Source organism: Salmonirosea aquatica (assembly GCF_009296315.1).
In the GTDB taxonomy this organism is placed as follows: Bacteria; Bacteroidota; Bacteroidia; order Cytophagales; family Spirosomataceae; genus Salmonirosea; species Salmonirosea aquatica.
This window is the reverse complement of record NZ_WHLY01000004.1, coordinates 146,231-168,954: the sequence shown is the minus strand read 5'-3', so window position 1 is coordinate 168,954 and position 22,724 is coordinate 146,231. Positions and strand designations below refer to the sequence as shown.

Annotated in this window: 14 protein-coding genes; 9 read left to right on the top strand and 5 right to left on the bottom strand. The window is 50.4% G+C overall.

Annotated features, from left to right (window positions below):
* Positions 1–1,058: 1,058 nt before the first annotated feature.
* The 5 genes from GBK04_RS29430 to GBK04_RS29410 form a co-directional block, all read right to left on the bottom strand.
* Complete coding sequence (locus GBK04_RS29430) at positions 1,059–2,360, bottom strand: nucleoside hydrolase-like domain-containing protein (RefSeq protein ID WP_373331543.1); 1,302 nt, start codon at positions 2,358–2,360, stop codon at positions 1,059–1,061.
* Between the two features lie 7 nt (positions 2,361–2,367).
* The gene (locus tag GBK04_RS29425; protein ID WP_152766738.1) at positions 2,368–3,798 is read right to left on the bottom strand and encodes a DUF1593 domain-containing protein; all 1,431 of its coding nucleotides are present in this window, start codon (positions 3,796–3,798) and stop codon (positions 2,368–2,370) included.
* A gap of 60 nt (positions 3,799–3,858) precedes the next feature.
* Positions 3,859–5,280, bottom strand: a complete 1,422-nt coding sequence (locus GBK04_RS29420; protein WP_373331542.1) for a glycoside hydrolase family 28 protein — start codon at positions 5,278–5,280, stop codon at positions 3,859–3,861.
* Positions 5,281–5,603: 323 nt separating this feature from the next.
* Positions 5,604–7,253: a RagB/SusD family nutrient uptake outer membrane protein gene (locus GBK04_RS29415; RefSeq protein ID WP_152766737.1), complete on the bottom strand. Its 1,650-nt coding sequence runs from the start codon at positions 7,251–7,253 to the stop codon at positions 5,604–5,606.
* A gap of 20 nt (positions 7,254–7,273) precedes the next feature.
* Positions 7,274–10,321 (bottom strand): SusC/RagA family TonB-linked outer membrane protein, encoded by a 3,048-nt coding sequence (locus GBK04_RS29410; protein WP_373331541.1) that lies wholly within the window; start codon positions 10,319–10,321, stop codon positions 7,274–7,276.
* A 393-nt stretch (positions 10,322–10,714) separates the two neighbouring features.
* Between GBK04_RS29410 and GBK04_RS29405 the strand changes: the two genes are divergently transcribed.
* The 9 genes from GBK04_RS29405 (at position 10,715) to GBK04_RS29365 (ending at position 22,720) form a co-directional block, all read left to right on the top strand.
* Positions 10,715–12,199 carry an FGGY family carbohydrate kinase gene (locus tag GBK04_RS29405; RefSeq protein WP_152766733.1) on the top strand — a complete coding sequence of 495 codons (1,485 nt, stop codon included), beginning with the start codon at positions 10,715–10,717 and terminating at the stop codon, positions 12,197–12,199.
* A 115-nt stretch (positions 12,200–12,314) separates the two neighbouring features.
* On the top strand, positions 12,315–13,382 hold the full coding sequence (gene pelA, locus GBK04_RS29400; protein WP_373331540.1) for a pectate lyase: 1,068 nt from the start codon (positions 12,315–12,317) through the stop codon (positions 13,380–13,382).
* A gap of 19 nt (positions 13,383–13,401) precedes the next feature.
* A complete protein-coding gene (locus GBK04_RS29395; protein ID WP_152766728.1) occupies positions 13,402–15,435 on the top strand; it encodes an aceric acid hydrolase in 2,034 nt (677 codons plus the stop codon).
* Positions 15,436–15,666: 231 nt separating this feature from the next.
* Positions 15,667–16,434, top strand: coding sequence for a DeoR/GlpR family DNA-binding transcription regulator (locus GBK04_RS29390; protein WP_152766727.1), 768 nt, complete (start codon positions 15,667–15,669; stop codon positions 16,432–16,434).
* Positions 16,435–16,459: 25 nt separating this feature from the next.
* A complete protein-coding gene (locus GBK04_RS29385; RefSeq protein WP_373331539.1) occupies positions 16,460–17,887 on the top strand; it encodes an L-fucose/L-arabinose isomerase family protein in 1,428 nt (475 codons plus the stop codon).
* Positions 17,888–17,932: 45 nt separating this feature from the next.
* Positions 17,933–18,748, top strand: coding sequence for a transketolase (locus GBK04_RS29380; RefSeq protein WP_152766725.1), 816 nt, complete (start codon positions 17,933–17,935; stop codon positions 18,746–18,748).
* A gap of 39 nt (positions 18,749–18,787) precedes the next feature.
* Positions 18,788–20,170 carry a pectate lyase family protein gene (locus tag GBK04_RS29375; RefSeq protein WP_152766723.1) on the top strand — a complete coding sequence of 461 codons (1,383 nt, stop codon included), beginning with the start codon at positions 18,788–18,790 and terminating at the stop codon, positions 20,168–20,170.
* Between the two features lie 113 nt (positions 20,171–20,283).
* Positions 20,284–21,237 (top strand): transketolase family protein, encoded by a 954-nt coding sequence (locus GBK04_RS29370; RefSeq protein WP_152766721.1) that lies wholly within the window; start codon positions 20,284–20,286, stop codon positions 21,235–21,237.
* A gap of 58 nt (positions 21,238–21,295) precedes the next feature.
* On the top strand, positions 21,296–22,720 hold the full coding sequence (locus GBK04_RS29365) for a DUF1593 domain-containing protein (protein WP_152766719.1): 1,425 nt from the start codon (positions 21,296–21,298) through the stop codon (positions 22,718–22,720).
* Positions 22,721–22,724 lie beyond the last annotated feature (4 nt).

Sequence of the window (22,724 nt, the reverse complement as noted above, 5' to 3'; positions counted from 1 at the left end):
TTGGTTTTGTGAATGCCTGGGAGCTGAGGAGGCAGACTGGGTAAATCAGTTCGTCAGTTCTGCACTCATTATTTATTTAGACTAAGTATAAATAATGGTCAAAGCTAAGGGAAGGTTGTGGGAAATGCAACAATTATTTAGAAAAATTATAAATAAGGAACTAGAATACTTGTCCCGTTGACCTATCGGGAGGCACTGGGAAGCTGGCCACGATATTTTTTAAAGCAGACGTAAAAGGGGTTCTTCTTCAGATGGATACTGTTGGGGAATTCAAACAGTGGCAATATTTTGAAGTATCAACCGCACAAAAGCGGCCTGACGTGTCTTGGCCCAAGGCACTTCGTTAAGCCAATCCACTAGCGGGTACAGCTTCATCGCCGTAGCAACAAAAATTTTTAGTTGGAGGGTTTTGGCCGATTCCGTATACCGAGGGCCTCGTATTCCAAAACCGAGAACAGCCTGAAGAGAGAGCATCCAAAAGTGTGACGGTACGCCGCCACGGGACAGTTTGAGGTTAAGCGGCAATCGGGACGGGCTGCTCCGCAACTTGGCGAAAGCCCGGGTACCGTTGCCGAAAGCAGCCACCCCACGCTGCATTTGCACGGGCTCGAACTCCTTGTCGCGCCTTGTGCGGAACCCGTAATCATTTGTGAGGGGCGGTCATCTTTTGCCGTGGCAGCAAGGTCAATTAGTATGGTTTCTTCGAACAGAAAGCGCTGTTCTTCAGTCCCAATCCTGACACCTGCCCCGTCAGGCCTTGGTAGATCGGGTAGTTAGGCGTTTGTTCGGCCGCATCCTCAGACGAGGTAAATCGTCCAGAACCGGCTGCCAGACAAGCAGGTAGTCCGGAACAATAAAGCTGACCTGGGCAACAACTACTCAGTTCACTTGCTTCGTGACCATCGCAAAGTTGTACCAGGCCAAAAACTTGCAAATCATACAATAGACCAAACACCGCATCCGCAGATGATCGACCGCTACACCCGCGTCCAACAGGTCGTACGGGACAATGCAGCGATGAAATTGGGCTAGTGAACCAAGAACTCTTGTGGTATACGTTATTTTAGCCACTCCCAACGCTTGGCCCAGTCCATCAGATACTCCTCCCGATGTTTCGATACAGTTTTCGCGCCCTGTTGCGTACCCAGGAATAACTCCGGCTCTGTCCGGTCGCCGTACCAATTGCGGCCAAGGATGTAGTCGTCCGGGCTAGGTTTTCCCGGCCAGGGTGCCACACTCACGTATTTTCCTTTTTGTCCATCCAATTCCGAAATTGAACTATGGGTCATATACGCGCCGACTTCTACCTGTTTGGGAGAATAGCGAACTCCGTATTGACCATCTCCCAAATAGTAGCCCGGCCATGACTGTCCGCTTACGTCTAACGTAAAACAGGCTGAATCCGCAGGGATAGCAAGTTTTGGGCCTTTGAACCACCATTCCACCACACTGTACGTAGCTACTGTGTCGGCAGTCGTGGTGTTTCGCTCAAAAATCGTTCTGGAACTCCGATCAATGGGAGTGAAACTACCGCCCCAGCTTTCACCAGTGGGGTTATCCGGATTTCCTTTCATCAGGTAGGCAAGGGAGGGCGTATCGCCCATTTTTATATCGCCCTTGTAGTAGTTTATAAAGTCTTTTCCCATGGCTCCCCGGCCCTGAATATAATTTCCGTAGAAGGCTTTGCTCGTGATATTTTTCGGCGATTCCGGATCCATGAACCATCCCCGGTACGTGGCATTGGCTTCAATCATCCAAAGATTAGGGTGGTGCTCGGCAATATAGGCATACGGGTTGATGCTCCATTTCTTGTTCGGCCCCCCAATCCAGTACACCCTGATGTTTTCTTTGATCTCGGGGGCATCGTGCAGCGCCTGGGCCAAATCCTCAATTCCACCCCAGAGCAGCACCCACAGAGGCTGGTCATTCTTCTTTTTCGCACAGCTAATGATCCAATCCGAGCCTTCGGTGGCGGTAGTATAGCCTTTATAGGGTGCTTCCAGAATGGCTCCCTGCTTACAAATCTTCCTGAGCGCATCGGGGGCAGGAAAGCCGTACGAATGTTTTTTTAGCTTGCCAAGGTCTTTCTCGTACAGATCAATTATGTCCAAAATATCTTTTTTCCTGCCATTGCCGAAAGGAGAAGAAACCAAACCTTCGATCTGAAACCGGTCGGCGTACATCAGCAAATGGATCATGGATTGGAAATCGTCGGGGTCGGTTCCACCAATATCCGTACTGATTAGTATACGGGGTTTGGCCTGCGCCCGTACCTCAGGGTTGCATTGAAACAAGGCCAGAATGGCTACCATACTTGTAAAGCAATACATTACCGAAATTCTTATGATGACTTGCTGCATTTGTTATTTATTTTGGTACCACATTCACAATGACTCTTTTGTATCTCGACAAGGCAGGTATTCCCTTATCCGTAAGTTTCAGGATAAAATGTAGCGTTTCCTGTTTTTCAACCTGAGGAGCTGTCACGTAAACCCCGTGTACATTCTCTGCGCCCATATCTATCGGTTTCTTGTAAGTACTTGCCTCGGGGTATTGAAACCAGAGAAAACTAAGATTATCACCATCGGGGTCGGTGGAACTGTCGGCATCCAGCATGAAGCCCTGTCCTGATTTCACGGTGAAATCTTCAGCATGATCCAGAACCGGGACCGGCGGGTGATTGGCTTCGGCGTAGGGCTTGACGCACCAATCCATGCGGGCGGCGAAGTCATTTTGGAAGTCATCACGCCAGCGCCACAAACTTGCCTTGTTACTGGTGAAAGTGGCCGTGTCTTTCTTGACTGCCCGGCCGTACTCGCTGGGCAGGTAAGGGGTGTAGCTATCTGTGGCACTCGTCCAGATGGGCCGGGTCTCGGCTTCAAACGGCACCCCCGAGTTTCCTTTTTTCTCCTTGGAGAAATCCGGTTTGTAAAGTTCGTAGCGACCACCCCAACCACCCCATTCGGGATGCTCCGGGTCGCTCAAACCGTTGGGGATTAGAGACAAAAAAGAGGGTGTATCGCCTTCCATGCCCCAAGCTACGTCAGGGTACACGGCACCAAGGGCGCCGTGCCCTTGCTGAATATTTTGGGCGATCCAGCTATTGCTGATTTTTTCATTGTTAATGCCTTTAACGAACGTATTGATGGCACTCCATGTGGCAGTCCCGTAATTATCGCCCGGATTGACAATGTAAAAAAGGTCAGGAAAGTTATTCCTGATCCAGATGCCACTGTCGTCCTGATCCGAAATAGTATAAACTCTAAGTTTTGCAATCAACTTTTTAGCTTCTGCCTCGGTCCTGGTCTTTTTGATTTTATCGAGTGCCTGCGCCAGCGTATTCACCCCTCCCCAGACGGATACCCACAAGGAACGCTCATCTTTTTCTTCCAGTACCTTAATAATCCATTCCGAGCCTTCTGAGTCTTGACCATCGCCAACGCCCAGCATCCCGTATTTGGGTAATCCCTGCTTTACAAGACCAAGCAACGTCTCAACTTTTGGAAAACCAGGTTCGTGCTTTACCAGGTTAGGCTGTACTTTCCCATAGGCCCGAACTATTTTTTTTATTGATTCAGGTGCCACACTTGTTTTTTTCCAAACGGAAGTGGTTGCTACCAAGCCTTTCAGATCAATCACATTGGCGTAGAGAAGCAAACGGACGAATGACTCTAAATCGTCGGGCTCGGCCTCAATATCGGAGAGGATAATTACTCTGTTTTTCTGAGTGGGTTGGGCACAAATTGATTGACCAAAGAGGATTGATGTAAAGAGAATCAGAAAGGGCTTAACTTTCATGGAGTAGTTGAGGGCAAGTTTAGTTTGGAAGGGATATTCAGACCAGAATTGTTGTTTCAGTTAATTAGCAGTAAATAATTTCAAATCTTTTTCCGGCGCACCCTGACCATATTCCGCTTTCGACCGTGCTTTTTTCAGGTCGGTGTTGATCACTTTGATATCCTGACTGCGGATACCGTTTATCTCAAATAGCAAATCTGTGTTTGCGTTGTACTGCAGACCGTCGAAAAGCAATTGACTGCTGTTCTCAACAAGTACAACAGGCCGGGTTTCTTTGGTTTTGAAATCAGCATTGATGATCTTGATACCGCTGGCTTCAATCAACTCAATGCCCTTGTCGGTCTGCAAAACCATGTTTTCAAGGGTGATGTTGGAAATGGGCATTTCGGGAAGCCCCCGGACAAACACCCCTATTTTTGCTCCATTGCAGACGATGTTCTCAAATTTCATATTGCGGAAAATGGGGGTACCTTCGTTCACTACCTGAAGCATATCGCGCTCGCCGTCGGTGGCAAACTTTACGAAGTAGTACATATCGAAGAAAATGGCTTCATCGACGATGTCTTTCATGAAAATATTCCGGGCATAAATATGCTCGACCACCCCACCACGGCCGCGAACCGATTTGAAGCGAAGGCCTTTGTCAGTGCCCATGAAGGTACAGTTCTCGACGAAGAGGTTGCGGGCTCCTCCGCTCATTTCGCTGCCAATCACGAAACCTCCATGGCCGGCATAGACTGTATTGTTACGAATGATGCCGTTCTCGGTGGGTATTCCCCGCCGACGGCCTTCTTCGTCCTTGCCGGATTTGATACAGATGGCATCGTCACCCACATCCAGGGTACAGCCTTCGATCAGGAAATTTTTGCAGGATTCGATGTCCATCCCGTCGCCATTGTGGGCGTAGTCGGGATTTTTGGTCGTGATGTTCCGGAAGGTCAGATCTTCGCACATTAGCGGATGGAGACACCAGGCGCCCGAGTTCTGAAAAATGATACCTTCCAGCAGTACTTTCTTGCAGCCGTTGAGCACGACCAGGTTGGGGCGCAGGAAATCTTTCATTCCGGCAAAATCTCCCGGTTTCTGGCCTTCTCCAATCAGCATGCTCTTGTTCTCTTCACTGGCCGATTTGAACTGCTCACTGGGGTACCAGGTTTTGCCATCGGCTTTTAGTACGCCTCCCGAGGCTACCTTTTTCTTCCACTCGTCTTCGGTCAATTGCTTTTTGTGCACCGCCCGCCATACATCCCCGTTACCGTCCACAATACCCTGACCGGTGATGGCTATATTGACCAGGTTCTTTCCCGAAATTGGGGATTGATTACGGGCGGCACGCTTGCCTTCGTAGAATCCTTCCACTAGGGCGTACTGGCTTTTGTCAGGGGAGAATAGTAGCGTAGCGCCCCGTTGCAGGTGCAGGTTGACATTGCTTTGCAACTCGATGGGGCCGGTAAGCCACAGGCCAGACGGAACAAGTACCACGCCTCCCCCTTCTTACTACATGCAAGAAGGGCTGCATTGATTGCCTTTGTATTCAGGGTGGCGCCGTCGGGTTTGGCACCATGCGCCAGTATGTTTATGGTGTCGTTCCGAAAGATTGGTTGGGCCACCTTCGGGAGATTGGCCCAACTGTACGGCGAAGTTGTCTGCGCCTGGACGAAAAATACCGACAGGAGCATGATCAGAAGGCTGTACTCAAGAGATCGATTTATCATAGGATGATTTTAACCTTCCCCCGAAAACACAGCGAGGGAAGGTCGTTGAATTTTTTGATTGAAAAAATAGCAGAGAAAACGGCCTGATCCCTATTGATAACCAGGGTTTTGCTTGAACTCTGCCTTGTTGGTCACCGCATCCAGCTGTGTTTGCGGTATGGGACGTACTACATGGTATTCCTGCAAATTGACGGCATTGTCAGGAGCATAGGTGCGGATACGCTCGAGCAGTTTGCCTGTACGTTTCAAGTCGAACCAGCGCATTTGCTCGCCGGCAAACTCACGGGCCCGCTCATCCAGAATGAAGTCGAGGGTTACCTGTTCGGGTGTGATTTGCATAGTGGCGACCTTACCCGATTTGGCAGCCCGGGTGCGGACTACGTTGATGTAATCGGCCGCCGCCGGCAGATTCCCTAACTTCATTTGGGCTTCGGCCGCAATTAGGTACACTTCAGCCAGGCGGATCACAAACACGTCGCGGGCGCTTTGTGCTTCGTTGAAGTTGGCGCGGGTTGGGTCCATGAACTTCGACAGCGTGGGGTAGCGCAGGTTATCCTTCACGGTTCCGTTGGCATTATAGATTTTGCTGCGGTCGACGGTCAAATACTTACGGGTAGCTTCAAAAGCGTCAGGAATCTCTTTCCGAGTACAAAATACGGCGGTATCACCCAGGTTCATACCAACTGGACGGGTGGCGGCGTTGGCGTACCAGGCTTGTTGAAACGACCCTTCGTAACGGGCGTCTTCATCGCTGTACAAATCCAGCAAAAAGCGGGTAGGCATGTACCGGTTAAAGGGCCGACCGTTCACCAGGTCGCGGGCCATGCCGGGCCGGTCATCATACTTCATCAGAAAGAGCAGGTGACCGCTATTACTACCCCGTGAGTGACCGTAAGGGTTAAAGGTTGAATTGGCCAGGTCATTGAGAGCCAGGTTAGTTGAATAATCGACTACATAAATCGCCTCCTTGGTCTTGAGATTACTCATCTTCCACAGATCGGCGTAGTTTGCTTCCAGCTTGTAGCCATAGTTGCCTTTTAACACTGCTTCGGCCATTTCGAGGGCTTCCTTGTTCATACCCCGGGTCAGGTACATGCGGGCCAGAAAGGCCTCCGCGGCCCCCTTGGTTACTTTCCCGTACTGCGGCTGGGTAGCGGGCAAATTGGCCGTGGCAAATTTCAGGTCCTCGAAAATCTGGGCATAAATGGTTTCGACAGGTGTTTTATTGGCCGTTGATATGATACCGTTTGTTTCCTGGGTAGTGAAGTGCACGCCACCCCAGGTTTCTACGATGTGCCAGTAGTAGAAGGCACGCAGGAAGCGCAGTTCACCCTCGCGGACAGGCCGCAAAGCCGCCGAAAGTCCCGCATCGCCAATGCGGTTGATGCCTCCATTGCACAAGTTGATGGCCGCATACAGCTCCCTCCACTCATTGATAAGGGCGGCATTGTTACCCTGCAGGTTCAGGTATTGCGTCAGATCCCGCCAGACATCCCCGGCGGCACTCGTCCAGATGTCGGTGCCGGTTTCGGAAATGTTATAGCCTTCCTCTTTGCCATACCACCAGCGTTGGTAGGAATAGGCTGCATTGACCAGCGTCTCGAATCCTTCGGGAGATGTATAGACTGATTCGGCGGTCAGACCGCTGGGGTTGTATTCTTCCAGGACATCCGTGCAGGATCCCAGAGAGAAAAGCAGCACAGCTACCAACCCCGTTTTTTGGATGAAATTGAGTTTCATGTCGTATTAGAAGTTAGAAATTAAAGACTCAGGTTGATACCGAATACATACAGCTTGGTCATGGGGAAGTTCTCCGATCCGCCTCGTTCCGGGTCATAGTTCAGCTTGGTGAAGGTGAACAGGTTTTTGCCTGTGGCGTAGATCCGGAGCCCACGGATCACCTTAGTACCCAGCAGTTTGGCTGGTACGTTATACGCCAGTGAAATATTCCTGATCCGGGCGAAAGTACCGTTCTGATACCCCAGCGTAGAGAGGTACTTCAGGCCTCCGTTTTTGTTGGGACGCGGGTAGGCATTGGTCGGATTTTCCGGCGTCCAGTAGTCCAGTCCGGCCGTGCTGTTACCAATTCCCTGCTGGTCAAATTTGGCATAGCGGTCAGCGTCGATCATCTGGCCAACGCGGGCGTAGAGGAACACATTAATATCGAAGCCTCTGATTTTGAAATTGTTGTCAAATCCTCCGCTCCACTTGGGACGAGGGTTGCCCAGGATAACCCGGTCATTAACGGCGTCGATCTTCCCGTCTCCATTTTGATCCCGAACCTTAATTTCGCCGGGCTTTTGGCTCGGCAGGATGGCGGCAGCTGCATCAACCTCGCCGGTTTGCCATACACCCAGCTTCTCATAATCATAGAACACACTGATCGGTTGCCCGATGAACCAGCCGTTTCCGATGTCGTCGCCACCCGTTACCAGTTCCGTAATTTCCTCCTTGTTTTTAGTGAAAGTCAGGCTGCTGGTCCAGTTAAAGTTGTTGGTCCGTACGTTGGTGGTACCTAAGGTTACTTCCACCCCACGGTTCCGGGTTTTGCCTATGTTCTGCTTAACAGTTGTTACACCGGTAGTTGGAGGCAGTCCCCGGTCGAGCAACAAATTGGAGGTACGGGTATCGTAATAATCGACTGTACCGTTAAAACGGCCCTTAAAAAGCCCAAAATCAAGGCCGAAGTTCTGAGTCTTTGAAAGCTCCCAGCCCAGTGCGGCATTACCCACATTACGTGAGAACGTGTAAGCCGGAGCTGCGACGTCGTCATAGCCAAAAGCAATGCGGGTAAGGGTAGTCTGCGTGGCATAAGGACCGGATGGATCGTTACCAGCCACCCCGTAACTGGCTCTCACTTTCAGGTCGGTGAGCACATTCGTTTCGGGCATAAAGTCCTCCTCAATGATCCGCCAGGCAAAGGCAGCCGAGGGGAAGAAGGTCCATTGGTTACCCGCTGCCAATTTGGAAGAACCATCTTCTCTGGCCGTCAGGGTCAGCAGGTAGCGGTCGCGGAAGGAGTAGTTTAACCGGCCTGCGAAGGACAACAGGTTGCTTTTTGAATAACCTGAGTTGATTTTGATCTCTTCGGAGTTGCTGCCCAACGAGTAGAAAAGCTGGGAAGGCAGGAGCTGATTCACCCCGGTAGCGGAGACGTTGTCGGAAGAGTTGCTCAGGTAACTTACGATCCCGGTCAGCGATAGACTATGCTGACCAAATTTCCCCTGATAGGTCAGGACGTTTTCCCAGTTGATGCTCCGACCATTGTTGGCCCCGTACGATGACAGTGATTTGCCGGTCAGGGTACGGTCAATGGATTTGGGAGATGCGTATATTCCGTTACGGGAAGAGGCAAGGTTCACACCTACGGTACTCCGCGCCGTAAATCCTTTGAAGGGAGTCAGTTCCACGTACCCGTTGGTCAGAATTCGGGTCGTCAGCACCGAATTCTTGTAAGCATTGGGTTGCTCGTCCGACAGCGGATTCGCTGAAGTACCATCAATCATGATGTAGTTAAAATTACCGTTGACGTCGTAGAGGGTACCCAAAGGTGTAATTTTATTGGCCTGGTTCAGCGGATCGCGACGAACACTCTGGTCGTAGTAGGTGAGCTGGGTGTTGAGCCCGATATTCATCCAGTCATTGAGGGAGTAGTCGACGTTGATGCGGCCGGTGTAGCGTTTCAGCTCATCTTGCTTCAGGATTCCCTTCTCATTGAAGTAGTCAACCGAGACATAGGATTTCAGGCGGTCGTTTCCGGCCCGCAGCCCCAACTGGTAGTCCTGCTGCACCCCGTCGTGAATGAGTTCGTCCTGATAGTCGATCCACTGGCCGTTTTGTAAAGCCTGGTACTCGGCTACGTTGGCAAAGATTTTGGGGTCGTCCGCCGGACTGTTCCAGATGCCGGCGGCCCGCCAGGCCTCCCGCTTGAAATCACGAAAACCATTGATGTCCATCGCCTTAGGGTACATCGTCACCTTTGAAATTCCCGTATAGGCATTGAAGGAGATGTCCGGCTTGCCCGTCCGGCCCTTTTTGGTCGTAATCAGAATAACCCCGTTTGCTCCACGCGAACCGTAGATGGCGGTTGAGGAGGCATCTTTCAGGATATCCATGGTTTCGATATCATTGGAGTTGATGTCCTCAAGGTTGCTGTACTGAATACCGTCCACGATAATGAGCGGGGAGTTGTTTCCACCGATGGAGCGGTTGCCGCGAATCGAGATGTTCACTCTGGCACCAGCCTGCCCACTGCTGCGGGTGATGTCGGCCCCGGCAATTTTGCCTTGGGTCGCTTCAAGCACGTTGGCGGTAGGTACCTCTTTCAACTCTTCTCCTTTCAACTGTACCACAGAGCCGGTCAGGTCTTTTTTACGGACTGCACCATACCCGATAACGACCACCTCATCCAGTGAACTGGCATCAGGATTCATGCTAACGTTGATTTCTTTACGATCACCCACTACGATTTCCTGCTTCTCGTACCCGACAAAGGAAAACACCAGGGTTGATTTTTCGTTGGGGACGGTAAGTTGATACTTGCCTGAAGCATCTGTAGAGGTACCCTGCTGGGTTCCCTTCACCAAGACACTAACTCCCGGCAGGTTTTCTCCTTTCTCGTCTTTTACGCTGCCACTCACTTTTTGTGCTTGCGGGGCTATGGCATTCATAGCTTTCCTGGGCTGAACCTCGGTGGTGACTGAGGGTTTTTCCAGTCGGGCGTATTGTTGAGCATAGAGCCGCGCGGAAGGGTTAGCGCCGAGGCCCCATAACACAAATGCACCACCGATCAGTAGTTTTTTTTGCATTGCTTGTCTAATTTTAGAGTGAAACTTAGGTTTTACATCCGCCTGTACTCCTTTACCTTGGCCGGACTGGAGCGCAGGCGGTACTTGCTTATTGGATTCTATATTCAAAAAGGTTCTGCTGTAAGCGGTCATTAGGTGTAGAACAAATTGGCTCGGGACACTTAGCTTATCGAATGACCTGCCATTCTTTTCTCTATTCAGCGAGCAAGAGTATTTATTTTCTTTTTCTTTCTAATTTCCGATTAGACGCACAGAAATACCAATCAATAAAGAAATAATGCCAAATATAAAGTGTTAATTTTATATTATCTTTCTTTTTTTACGATTATTTTTCTTTCCTTTGTTTTTATAGTACTTTTCTCACTAACCAAGACGCTATAAAAAGTTCAAAAAATGAAAGGCTCATTCGTTATTGCGGTAGATCAGGGTACGAGTAGTACCAAAACGGTGGTGTTTAACGAACAAGGAAAAATAGTTGCAAAAGGTATCGAGCCGCTGACCACTCACTACCTTGAAAATGGGTTTGTGGAGCAGGAGCCGATGGAGATTTATGAGAATGTACTGAAATCCGTAAATAAGTGCCTGGAAGATTTTAAGGACCAGGGGGGTGATTTGAAAGACATCAAGTCGTGTGGCATATCCAACCAGCGGGAAACCTTCGTGCTTTGGGACAAAGCGGGTGAGCCTTTGTATAATGCCGTAGTGTGGCAATGTAAACGTTCTACAGAAGTTTGCGATCGCCTGCGGGAAAAGGGTCTGGATCAGAAAATCAAAGAACGGACCGGCTTGCTGATCGACCCCTACTTTTCGGGCTCCAAGACAATCTGGCTTTTTGAAAATGATCCGACCGTGAAAAAGGCGATCGTGGCTGGAGAAGCATTTTTCGGCACCGTCGATACCTGGCTTTTATATAAGTTGACCAAAGGCAGGCAGTACCTTACCGACCATACCAATGCGTCGCGTACTTTATTCTTTAATCTGCATACGTTGTCCTGGGATCAGGAATTGCTTTCCGACTATGGCCTAACCGGGCTTCAGTTACCTGAAATACAGGCATCTTCGTCAGAATTTGGCATAACTGATTTTGGCGGACTTTTTGAAAATCAGCTGGCTATTACCGCCATGATCGGCGATTCACACGCCGCGGCTTTCGGAGAAGGTTGCTTCTCACCCGGAATTGCCAAAGCGACCATGGGAACAGGCTCCTCCATATTGATGAATATAGGTACCGCACCCCGCTTTTCTGAGCGGGGCATGGTAACGACGATTGGATGGAGCAGGGGCGACCACGTGGAATATGCTCTGGAAGGAGTCATCGTCACTTGTGGGGCCACCATCGAGTGGTTGAAAAACAACCTGAGCCTGTTTGCCGAAAGCCGGGAAACCGAAGCGATGGCCAACGCAGTGGAGGATAGCGGCGGCGTGTATTTCATTCCGGCGTTCAGCGGGCTCGGCGCGCCGCATTGGGACATGAACCGCAAGGCATCTATTACCGGCATGACCTTCAGTACCAATAAAAATCACATCGTGCGGGCGGCGCTGGAGTCCATTCCCTATCAAATCACGGATGTTATCATGGCGATGGAAGCGGATACGGGAATTAGCCTGGAAGGATTAAATGTGGACGGAGGCCTGACTTCCAACGAGTTTGTGATGCAACTGCTGGCCAATCTGCTGGATAAGCAAGTCGTCAATCTGGGGCTGGCGGAAGTGTCGGCCCTGGGAGCAGCCTATTTGTCCGGACTGCAGTCGGGCGTGTACCCAAGCATCGACTACCTAAATACCCTTCACAGAGGTACGACTCAGGTAACGGCACCAAACAAGAATGGGGCGAAGGCAAAAACGCAACATCAGGGCTGGCTCGAAGCCATTGGGTAGGCGATTCGACAAAATGGTTTTTCATAGAGAATTTATTATAACTATTTGATATTAAGATACTTATTATATGAAAGTCGCGTCTTTAATTTTTCTACTGATTACCCTGATCACCTCTTTGGTCTCAGCTCAGGACACGAAGCAGGAAAAATCCGCTGACTACCTGAGCAAGAGCTGGAATCAGGTAGCCACCGGTATGCCTGCTGCCTGGTATGGCTCCGATGAAGCGAAACGGGTGGCAGAAAATGTGTTAGTAAGCCAAAAGAGTATCGGGGGTTGGGAAAAGAACAAGCCGTACCATCATCCGATGTCGGAGACAGAGAAGGCGGGGTACATGAAAGGAAAGTCCGAAATCGGGGCGACTTTCGACAATGGAGCTACCATCACGGAATTGAAGTTCCTGGCCAATATGTATTCCCGGACCAAGGACACCAGGTACAGGGAAGCTTTTGAAAAAGGGCTGAATTACATCTTCCTGTCGCAGTATGAAAACGGAGGGTGGCCACAGTTCTATCCGGTTCGCAGTGGAAGCGTAGCGTATTCGGGCCACATCACCTACAACGACAATGCGATGGTCAATACCATGGAATTCCTGCGTGACGTGTTTTCTGATCGCAAAGAATTCTCTTCCCTGCAACTACCTAATGATGCGAAATTAAAGGCACAAAAGGCTTTTGACAAGGGAATTACCTGCATCCTGAATACCCAAATTGTGGTTGATGGGCAACCGACGGTATGGTGCGCCCAGCACGATGAACAAACGCTGGCTCCGGCCAAAGCCCGGGCATACGAACTCGAATCGTTCAGCGGTGCCGAATCGGTGGGCATCACCAGGCTATTGATGAGCCTAGAGAATCCTTCAAAAGAAATCATAGCCTCAATAAATGGGGCTGTAAAATGGTTTGAAGCAAATAAGGTGGAGGGAATCAAGTTAGAAAGGGAACTCGATCAGGATGGAAAAAAGAATGTCGTAGTCGTGGCTGACAAAAATGCACCACCGCTTTGGGGGCGCTTCTACGATCTCGAGACCAGCAAGCCCTACTTCTGCGACCGCGACGGCATCAAGCGGAACGCCTTGGCTGACATCGGCTCCGAACGCCGCAACGGATACAGCTGGTATACCAATGCCCCGGCCGCCCTGTTGAAAAACTACCCGGAGTGGAAGAATCGGGTGAACGTGAAATAACTTTAAATACCACAAAAATATGTACCGCAATACAAGCCGAACGATAGTACTTGCCTTAACGCTGTCATCAGCATTTTTGGGAGCGAAAGCGCAGGACCGAGCCCTAGTGAACACCTCCCAAAGCGGCTACGCCAAACTGCACGGCACCGACATGGATGCGGTCAAATGGACGCAGGGCTTTTGGGCGGACCGTTTTCAGGTATGCCGCGACAATATGGTACCTGCGCTCTGGAAAGTATACACCGATCCGGAAATCAGCCATTCGTTCCGGAATTTTGAGATTGCCGCCGGGGTCGAAACCGGAAAATTCAAGGGACCATCCTTCCATGATGGGGATTTCTACAAAACCTTTGAAGCTGTGGCCAGCATGTACGCCGCGACCAGGGACCCGCATCTTGATGAACTGATGGACCACGCTATCGGCGTGATTGCCAAAGCGCAGCGCGCCGATGGGTACATTTATACCAAAGAGATTATCCTCCAGAAACAGAACGGCGAAGCCCGGCTATTTGATAATCGGCTGAGTTTTGAAGCGTATAATTTTGGGCACCTCATGACCGCGGCCTGCGTGCATTACCGGGCCACCGGAAAAACGTCGCTGCTTAACGTGGCGAAAAAAGCCGCCGATTTCCTGATCGGATTTTACGCCTCCGCTACGCCTGAGCAATCCAGAAACGCCATTTGTCCCTCGCACTACATGGGGTTGTCGGAGTTGTACCGCTCTACGAACGACGCCAGGTACCTCAACCTGGTCAAGCATCTGGTAGCTATCAAAGGGGCCACCGAAGGTACCGACGACAATCAGGACCGCATTCCGTTTCTGGACCAAACCAAGGTAATGGGCCATGCCGTACGGGCCAACTACCTGTACGCCGGCGTAGCCGACGTCTACGCCGAAACGGGCGACGCAGCTTTACTGGCTAAGCTTAATACCATGTGGGACGACCTCACGCAGCACAAAATGTACGTAACGGGTGGTTGTGGCTCGCTCTACGATGGCGTATCGCCGGATGGTACTTCGTACAAGACCGACGAGGTACAGAAAACACATCAGGCCTACGGCCGTGATTACCAACTACCCAACTTCACGGCCCACAATGAAACCTGCGCGAATATCGGCAATGTGCTGTGGAACTGGCGGATGCTTCAGATCACGGGCGATGCCAAATTCGCCGATGTGGTGGAGCTGGCTCTCTACAACAGCGTGTTGTCCGGGATCAATTTGCAGGGGAATAAATTTCTGTATACCAACCCCTTAGCTTACTCCGACGCGCTACCGTTTCAGCAGCGTTGGTCGAAGGATCGCCAGAGCTACATTTCAAAATCCAACTGCTGCCCGCCCAATGCCGTGCGTACCATTGCCGAGGTAAGCCAGTATGCGTATAGCTTGTCCGATGAAGGGGTCTATGTCAATTTGTACGGGGGCAATGCGCTGGACACAAAATTCAAAAAAGGCAATCTTAAAATACTCCAGACCACCGACTACCCCTGGGATGGAAAAATAAGAATCCAGCTAACCGAAGTACCGGCCGATCCCTTTGGGCTTTTCCTGAGAATTCCTTCCTGGTGTACGGGTGCCCGGCTTTCTCTCAATGGGAAAGTACAGTCTATGGAATTAGCGCCAGGTACTTACGCTCAGCTGAAGAAGACCTTCAAGGCGGGTGATGTGGTTGAATTGGATCTTCCTATGCCTGTGCAGCTTATTGAGTCAAATCCCCTGGTGGAAGAAACCCGTAACCAGATAGCCGTAAAACGCGGCCCGGTCGTCTATTGCCTGGAATCCATCGATTTACCAAAGGACAGAACCATTTTTGACGTAGCCATCGCTATTGAGAATAATTTGAAACCCTCCCGGATCAGCATTGAAAATAGTCCGGTAATGGTACTGCAGGGTGATGCCGTATTGGCCAATAACACCAACTGGGACAAGAAACTATATCAGCCGATTACCAGCACGCCGGACAAAAAAGTACCCGTTCAGCTGGTGCCTTACTATGCCTGGGGAAACCGTGGCCACACCGACATGTCGGTGTGGATGCCTTTGGCCCGCTAGCACAATGTGTGGGTGCATAAATCTGGGCGCTCATTCATAAATGGTCAAATTGAAAATCCCATCTATTTTCGAAAATCTTTGTTTTATCTTCTTTTATTTTCGTACATTTGCCATATAGAAATTCGAAGCGATTCATTTCGGTCCATTTCTGATTTATGAGCTTAGGTTGTATTTTTAATTCCTTTTACTTTTAAGTAATTTTTCGGAATAGAGAATTAAAAATACATTCAAATGCTAGCAAACCAACGAAGAGAAAAGATTTTAGAATTGATCAAAGAAGATGGCTCGGCCAAGGTAGTCGATCTGGCCCGTTTGTTCAAAGTCACCGAAGTAACCATTCGGCAGGACCTGGATAAACTGGATAAGGAAGGTTTGGTAGTAAAAGAACACGGCGGGGCGTTTCTGAAAAACGTTGAGGATCAGGTTCGCAATTTTGCCCTGGCCAATCAGGAGAACCTCGACAAAAAGGAACTGATCGCCGCCAAATGTCTGGAATTTATCGATGATGGCGATACCATTATTCTGGATTCCGGCTCTACCACCACTGAAATTGCCAAGCAACTCGCCGGGAACAACCGGGTCTTGACTGTCATCACCAACGCGCTGAATATCGCGCTCATGTTAGGCGTAGAAACGGGAATCGAGGTGATCATGACCGGGGGAGAATTCAAGCCCCCGACCCTGTCGCTGACCGGACAAAAGGCGGCGGATTTTTTCAAGGGACTCAATGCCCAAAAACTGTTTCTGGCCACAGCCGGACTCTCGCTGAAGGCCGGGCTAACGTACCCGAGCATCAGCGATCTGGTCGTGAAGAAAGCAATGATCGAATCAGCGGAAACTACCTACTTGGTAGCCGACTCGACCAAAATTGGCAAGAGCGCATTTGCCAGCCTGGGTGCCCTGTCGCTGATTGATTACATCATCACCGATGGCGGGATTCAGGAAAAACACAAGCAGCTTTTCCACGATAACGAAATAGAGGTAATCATAGCAGATTAAATAAAAAGATAGACTACACGATTTAATGGTTCAGAATAAAGGTATGGCACAGGCTGGGAGTATAGGGGTGATCATTGGGAACCGGGATTTCTTCCCCGATCGGTTGGTTTCAGAAGCACGGGTCGAAATCATCGAGCTATTCAAGGAAATGGGTATTAATCCGGTGATGCTCGACACCGAAGCTACCAAACTGGGCGGCGTGGAGACCTTTCAGGACGCCCAAAAATGCGCCCGGCTTTTTGCGGACCACCGTGACGAAATTATCGGGGTACTGGTGGTGTTGCCCAACTTCGGCGATGAGCGCGGCGTAGCCGAAACGCTCAAATTGGCCGACCTGAACGTGCCCGTTCTGGTTCAGGGCTATCCTGACGATCTGGACAAGCTGGACGTAGCCCGTCGGCGCGACTCCTGGTGCGGCAAAATTTCGGCCTGCAATAACCTGTACCAATTCGGCATTAAATATACCCTTACGACCAAGCACGTCGTACGGCCGCAGGACCCCTCCTTCAAGGCTGATCTGCTCGACTTCATGGGCGTTTGCCGGATTACCAAAGGGTTGCGGAAAGTACGGATCGGAGCCATCGGCGCCCGGCCCGGAGGCTTCAACACGGTACGGTACAGCGAGAAAATCCTGCAGCGAAACGGCATTTCGGTTGTTACGGTCGATCTATCCGAAATTCTGGGTCATGCCAATAAGCTTACCCAGCACGATAGTTCCGTAGCAGAGCGCCTGCAACGAATCAAGGATTATGCTCCTACGGGCCGTACGCCCGACGAAGCCCTGATTCAGATGGCCAAACTGGATGTAGCCCTGTCTGATTTTGTCAATGCCAATGCCCTCGATGCCACGGCCATCCAGTGCTGGACTTCCGTGCAGACCAACTACGGCTGTAACGTGTGTACCAGCATGAGCATTATGAGCGAAAACATGATGCCCAGTGGTTGTGAGGTGGATGTGACAGGTACTTTGAGCATGTATGCCCTGCAATTGGCCTCCGGTTCTCCCAGCGCGCTCGTCGACTGGAACAACAACTACGCCGAGGATGACAATAAGTGCGTGCTGTTCCACTGCGGCAACTGGGCAAAATCATTCTTACCCGATATAGAAATAAGTACCGCCCCCATCCTGGGTACCACGGTAGGGGAAGAAAATACTTACGGAGCGCTGTCGGGTCGTACGCCGGCCATGCCGCTTACCTACGGTCGCATCAGTACCGACGACCCCAAGGGAATCATCAAAGCCTACGTAGGGGAAGGCGAACTTACCAACGATACCCTGAAAACATTCGGTAACCGGGCCGTGGCCCAAATCCCGAACCTGCAGGACCTCATGCAATACATTTGCCGAAACGGTTTTGAGCATCACGTCGTGATGAATGCCTCAAAAACGGCCGGAAGACTGAAAGAAGCACTGGGTAACTACATGGGCTGGGAAGTAGCAACCTTTCATTGATTGCAGGCTTAAAACACGTCAACCTTAGGCTATCATTTTGAAATCATGTCTGAACAAGAACTTGCCCGATTGTCGGTAGAATACCGAAAAAAAATCCTGAAATACATTTATAAGGCTAAGGCCGGGCATACCGGAGGTAGTTTGTCCTGTGTCGATATCCTGAATGTATTGTACAACGACACGATGAACGTAGGTCCGGAAAATTTCAGTTCGGCCGACCGGGATCGCTACATCCAGAGTAAAGGACATACCGTGGAAGCACTTTTTGTGGTGCTGGCTGACAAAGGCTTTTTTCCGGAATCAGACCTGGAAACGCTTTGCCAGTACAAATCCCACTACATCGGGCACCCTACCCGCAAAGTACACGGGGTGGAGCAGAACACGGGAGCGCTGGGTCACGGCCTGTCACTCTCGGTAGGTACGGCCATTTCCGCCAAACTCGACGATAAAGACTTCCGGGTATTTACGCTGCTGGGCGACGGTGAACTACCCGAGGGCTCCAACTGGGAAGCTGCCCTCACGGCCTCGCACTACAAGCTGGACAACCTGTGCGCCGTCATCGATTGCAATGGGCTGCAAATCTCCGGCCCTACCGCCGAGGTATGCAACACCGAGCCACTGGACGCCAAATTTGAAGCCTTTGGCTGGTCGGTGCGGCATGTGGATGGTCACAATCTGAAAGAATTGCAGGATACGTTTGCGGCACTTCCGTTTGAACAGGGAAAACCAAGTATGGTCATTGCCCATACCATCAAAGGGAAAGGTGTCAGCTATATGGAAAATCAGTTGAAATGGCACCACGGGGTACCTTCTGCCGAACAGTATGAACTGGCCATGGAAGAGCTGGGCGGTGTGCTATAAAGCGTATTGCAATAAATAAAAACTAATAAAATCCTTAAAATGAGAAAGCTAACCCTGACAGTACTCATTTCGGTATTGACCCTCTTGAATTCCTGGTCCCAGCAACTGGCCTTCCCTACGGCCGAAGGATACGGAAAATATTCAAAAGGGGGTCGTGGAGGGGTTGTATACGAGGTAACGAACCTGAATGATAGCGGCGAAGGTAGCCTGAGAGCGGGTGTCGAAGCTTCCGGACCGAGGACTGTTGTTTTCAGGGTGTCAGGGACAATCACGCTTGAAAGTCCACTGAGTATAAAGCATCCCTATATTACCATCGCAGGACAAACAGCTCCCGGTGATGGGATTTGCATCAGAAAACATCCTCTTACCATCGGGGCAGATCATGTAGTGATACGATACTTGCGGGTAAGGTTGGGAGACGAATCAGGGGAGGATTATGACGCTGTGTCAAGTAGATATACCAAGCACATCATTCTGGACCATCTATCGGCAAGCTGGAGCGTTGACGAATGCTTTTCAGTGTACCATTGCGACAGCATAACGGTTCAGTGGTGCATTATTTCCGAAAGTATGAGCAAATCCAATCACGTAAAAGGTACCCATGGGTTTGGCGGAATTTGGGGCAGTAATTACGGAACGTACCATCATAACCTGCTGGCTCACCATTCAAGCCGCAATCCCAGAATGGCTTCGGGCGCAGGCAATACCGATTACCGGAATAATGTACTCTACAACTGGGGTTATCAAAGTCTCTACGGCGGAGAAAAGGCCCAACAGGGAAATGACAAATTCAATTTCTCAAACTTCAATATTGTAGCCAATTATTATAAGCCCGGTCCGGCCACGCAACAAGGCGAAGTCTCATACCGAATAGCCAATCCCTCTTACAGAGATGAGGCGAACGATCTTGGAAAATGGTTTGTGGCCGATAATGTCATAGAAGGCAATGCGAGTGTTTCCGCCAACAATTGGAATGGGGGTGTACAAACCGAAATTGCTTCTGAAAAAATCAAGCTTGACAAAGCCTGGCCGTCCATGCCGATTAAGCAGCAAACGGCAGAAGGAGCCTACACCATTGTGCTTGACAATGCAGGGGCCACGCTACCCAAAAGAGACGCAGTCGACCAGCGAATCATCAATGAAGCCCGTGGGGGTTTCGCCACTTTCGAGGGGGAAAGTTATAAAGTGGAGAATAAGGTGGCTGACTCCTCCAAGAAAAGTGGAATAATTGATACGCAGAAAGATGTGGGAGGCTGGCCGGTACTCCATAGTTCACCCGCTCCACTTGATACCGACCATGACGGAATGCCTGATTCTTGGGAGCAAAAAAATAAATTAGACAAAGACAATCCTGACGACAGAAATACCGTAGCCCCGGATGGCTATACGATGCTGGAGAAATATCTAAACAGTATCAAATAAAGGTACGTCGGCACGAAACATGGAACAAAGCATTCGATTGTGCCTGTGCAAAATCCTGATCATGACAAACGAGTTGACCCAACCAGAACATTATAAATAGTAACAGCGTGGAAATGCTAGTAGAAAAATCCGTAGCCGCAGGGCAAGCCAATCTGGAAGTATTCTCGGAAACGCTTCAGTCATTGGCCCTATACGACCGGGACATATTGGTCGTAACCAGTGATTCGCGTGGATCGGGAAAACTAGGTCCTTTTGGCACCAAATTTCCCAAACAAATCGTGGAAATAGGCATCGCTGAACAAAATCTGGTCGGTGTGGCGGCCGGGCTTGCCTCCACCGGCAAAAAGGTCTTCGCTGTCTCCCCAGCCTGTTTTCTCACGGCACGGGCGCTGGAACAAATTAAAAACGACGTGGCCTACTCCGACAACCCCGTGAAACTGGTCGGTATCAGTGCGGGGGTGAGCTACGGTGCACTGGGTACCACGCACCATAGTTTGCATGACTTCGCCGTGTTGCGAACCATCAACAACATCACCATTGTGGCCCCGGCTGATAACTTCGAAACAGAACAGGCCATTCGGCTGGCCGCCGAAGCTGATTATCCGGTGTATTTGCGTTTTGGAAAAAAGGCAATGCCGCTCCTCAATGCCGAAGAAACAACCTTTGAATTTGGCAAAGGCCGGGTGATCAAAAATGGCAGTGATTTAACCCTCATCGCTACGGGAGAAACCGTACTGCCAGCCCTGAAAGCCGCGCAGAAGCTGGAAATGGAATCGGGTATTCAGGCGGCGGTTATCAGCATGCACACCATCAAACCCCTGGACTACAAATTACTGCACGAATTTGCGGCCAACGGCAAACCCATCATCACCGTGGAGGAACATAGCGTGTATGGTGGTCTGGGTGAAGCGTGCGCATCCTATTTAATGCAAAGTGGCCTTCACAATCGGTTCAGAATTGTGGCTATTCCCGATGAATACACAGTAACCGGTTCGCAATCGGAAATATTCAACCACTACGGGATATCCGAAAACGGAATCGCGGAAGTAGCGAAAGAAATTTTATAAACCAACAGCATTCTTACAGCCCGGATCTGATAGGGCAATAGCTAAACAATCGACATCAATGAAGCACGTTATAATCCTTATCTTCTCATTGATTTTTTGCACAACGGGTGGAAAGAGTCTCTGTTACGGACAGGCTGCAAACGAGCGAAAAAGAGTACTGATCCTGACCGATATTGAGAACGAACCCGATGACACGCAGTCGATGGTTCGTTTCCTGACCTACTCAAACCAGTGGGATATCGAAGGATTGATTGCAACTACCTCTGTGCACCAGAAAAACCGGGTAGCTCCCGAAAAAATCCGGCATCTGATTGAAGCCTACGGCAAGGTAAGAAGCAACTTGCTGCTGCACGAGAAGGGGTACCCTGAGGTAAGCTACCTATTGAGCGTCACCAAACAGAGCATACCCGAATTTGGCATGGGCGCCATTGGTCCGGGGAAGGATTCGGAAGGCTCGGAATGGATCATTAAGGTACTTGATAAGGATGACAGCCGCCCGGTCTGGATTCCGGTGTGGGGAGGAGCCAACTGCCTGGCGCAGGCCCTGTGGAAAGTGCAGATGACCCGCTCGCCGGAAGATGTCAAAAAGTTTGTGTCCAAAATCAGAATGTACACCATTTCGGATCAGGACGATACCGGTCCCTGGATTCGCAAGACCTTCCCCGACCTATTTTATGTAGGCAGCCCCGGCTACCATGCGGCGGGGGCCTACCACTACGCTACGTGGTCGGGCATCAGCGGCGACAAATTTCATGGGCGTTTTGTGGGAGCTGATTTTGCAATTGTGGATAATCCCTGGCTGGATGAAAACGTCAGGAACCACGGCCCGTTGGGCGCAGAGTACCCTTTTACCAAGTTCCTGATGGAAGGAGATACCCCTTCGTTTCTGGGATTGATGGACAACGGGTTGAACGATGCCGAACATCCCGAATACGGCGGTTGGGGGGGAAGGTACGAGTTGTATACGCCCCACACGCTCAGGTACTTTTATGAACCCGAAACGCGTCCGATCTATACCGACGCCATGGACGAAGTGAAGGGCGCAGATGGAAATTTTCATACAAGCAACAAAGCCACTTTGTGGCGGTGGCGCGAAGCTTTCCAGCACGATTTTGCCGCCCGCATGGACTGGAACATCAAACCCTACAAAGAAGCCAATCATCCTCCGGTAGCCAAACTGACCCACAGTAACCGGCTGTCGGCAAAGAGCGGTGAGACTGTGACCCTCGATGGCAAAAATTCCACGGACCCGGACAAAAATGCGCTTTCGTACCAGTGGATCTACTATCCCAAAGCGGGTACCAACCCGAGTAAAGAACCGCTGGTATTCAAAAATCCCGAAGGCAGTACCACCACGTTGGTGGCTCCGAAGGTAGCCAAGCCCGAAACGATGCATATCATTCTGGCTGTAACGGACAATGGTTCACCCAGCCTGACTCGCTATCAGCGCGTAATCCTGACGGTTTATCCCAAAGACGCCTAATCAT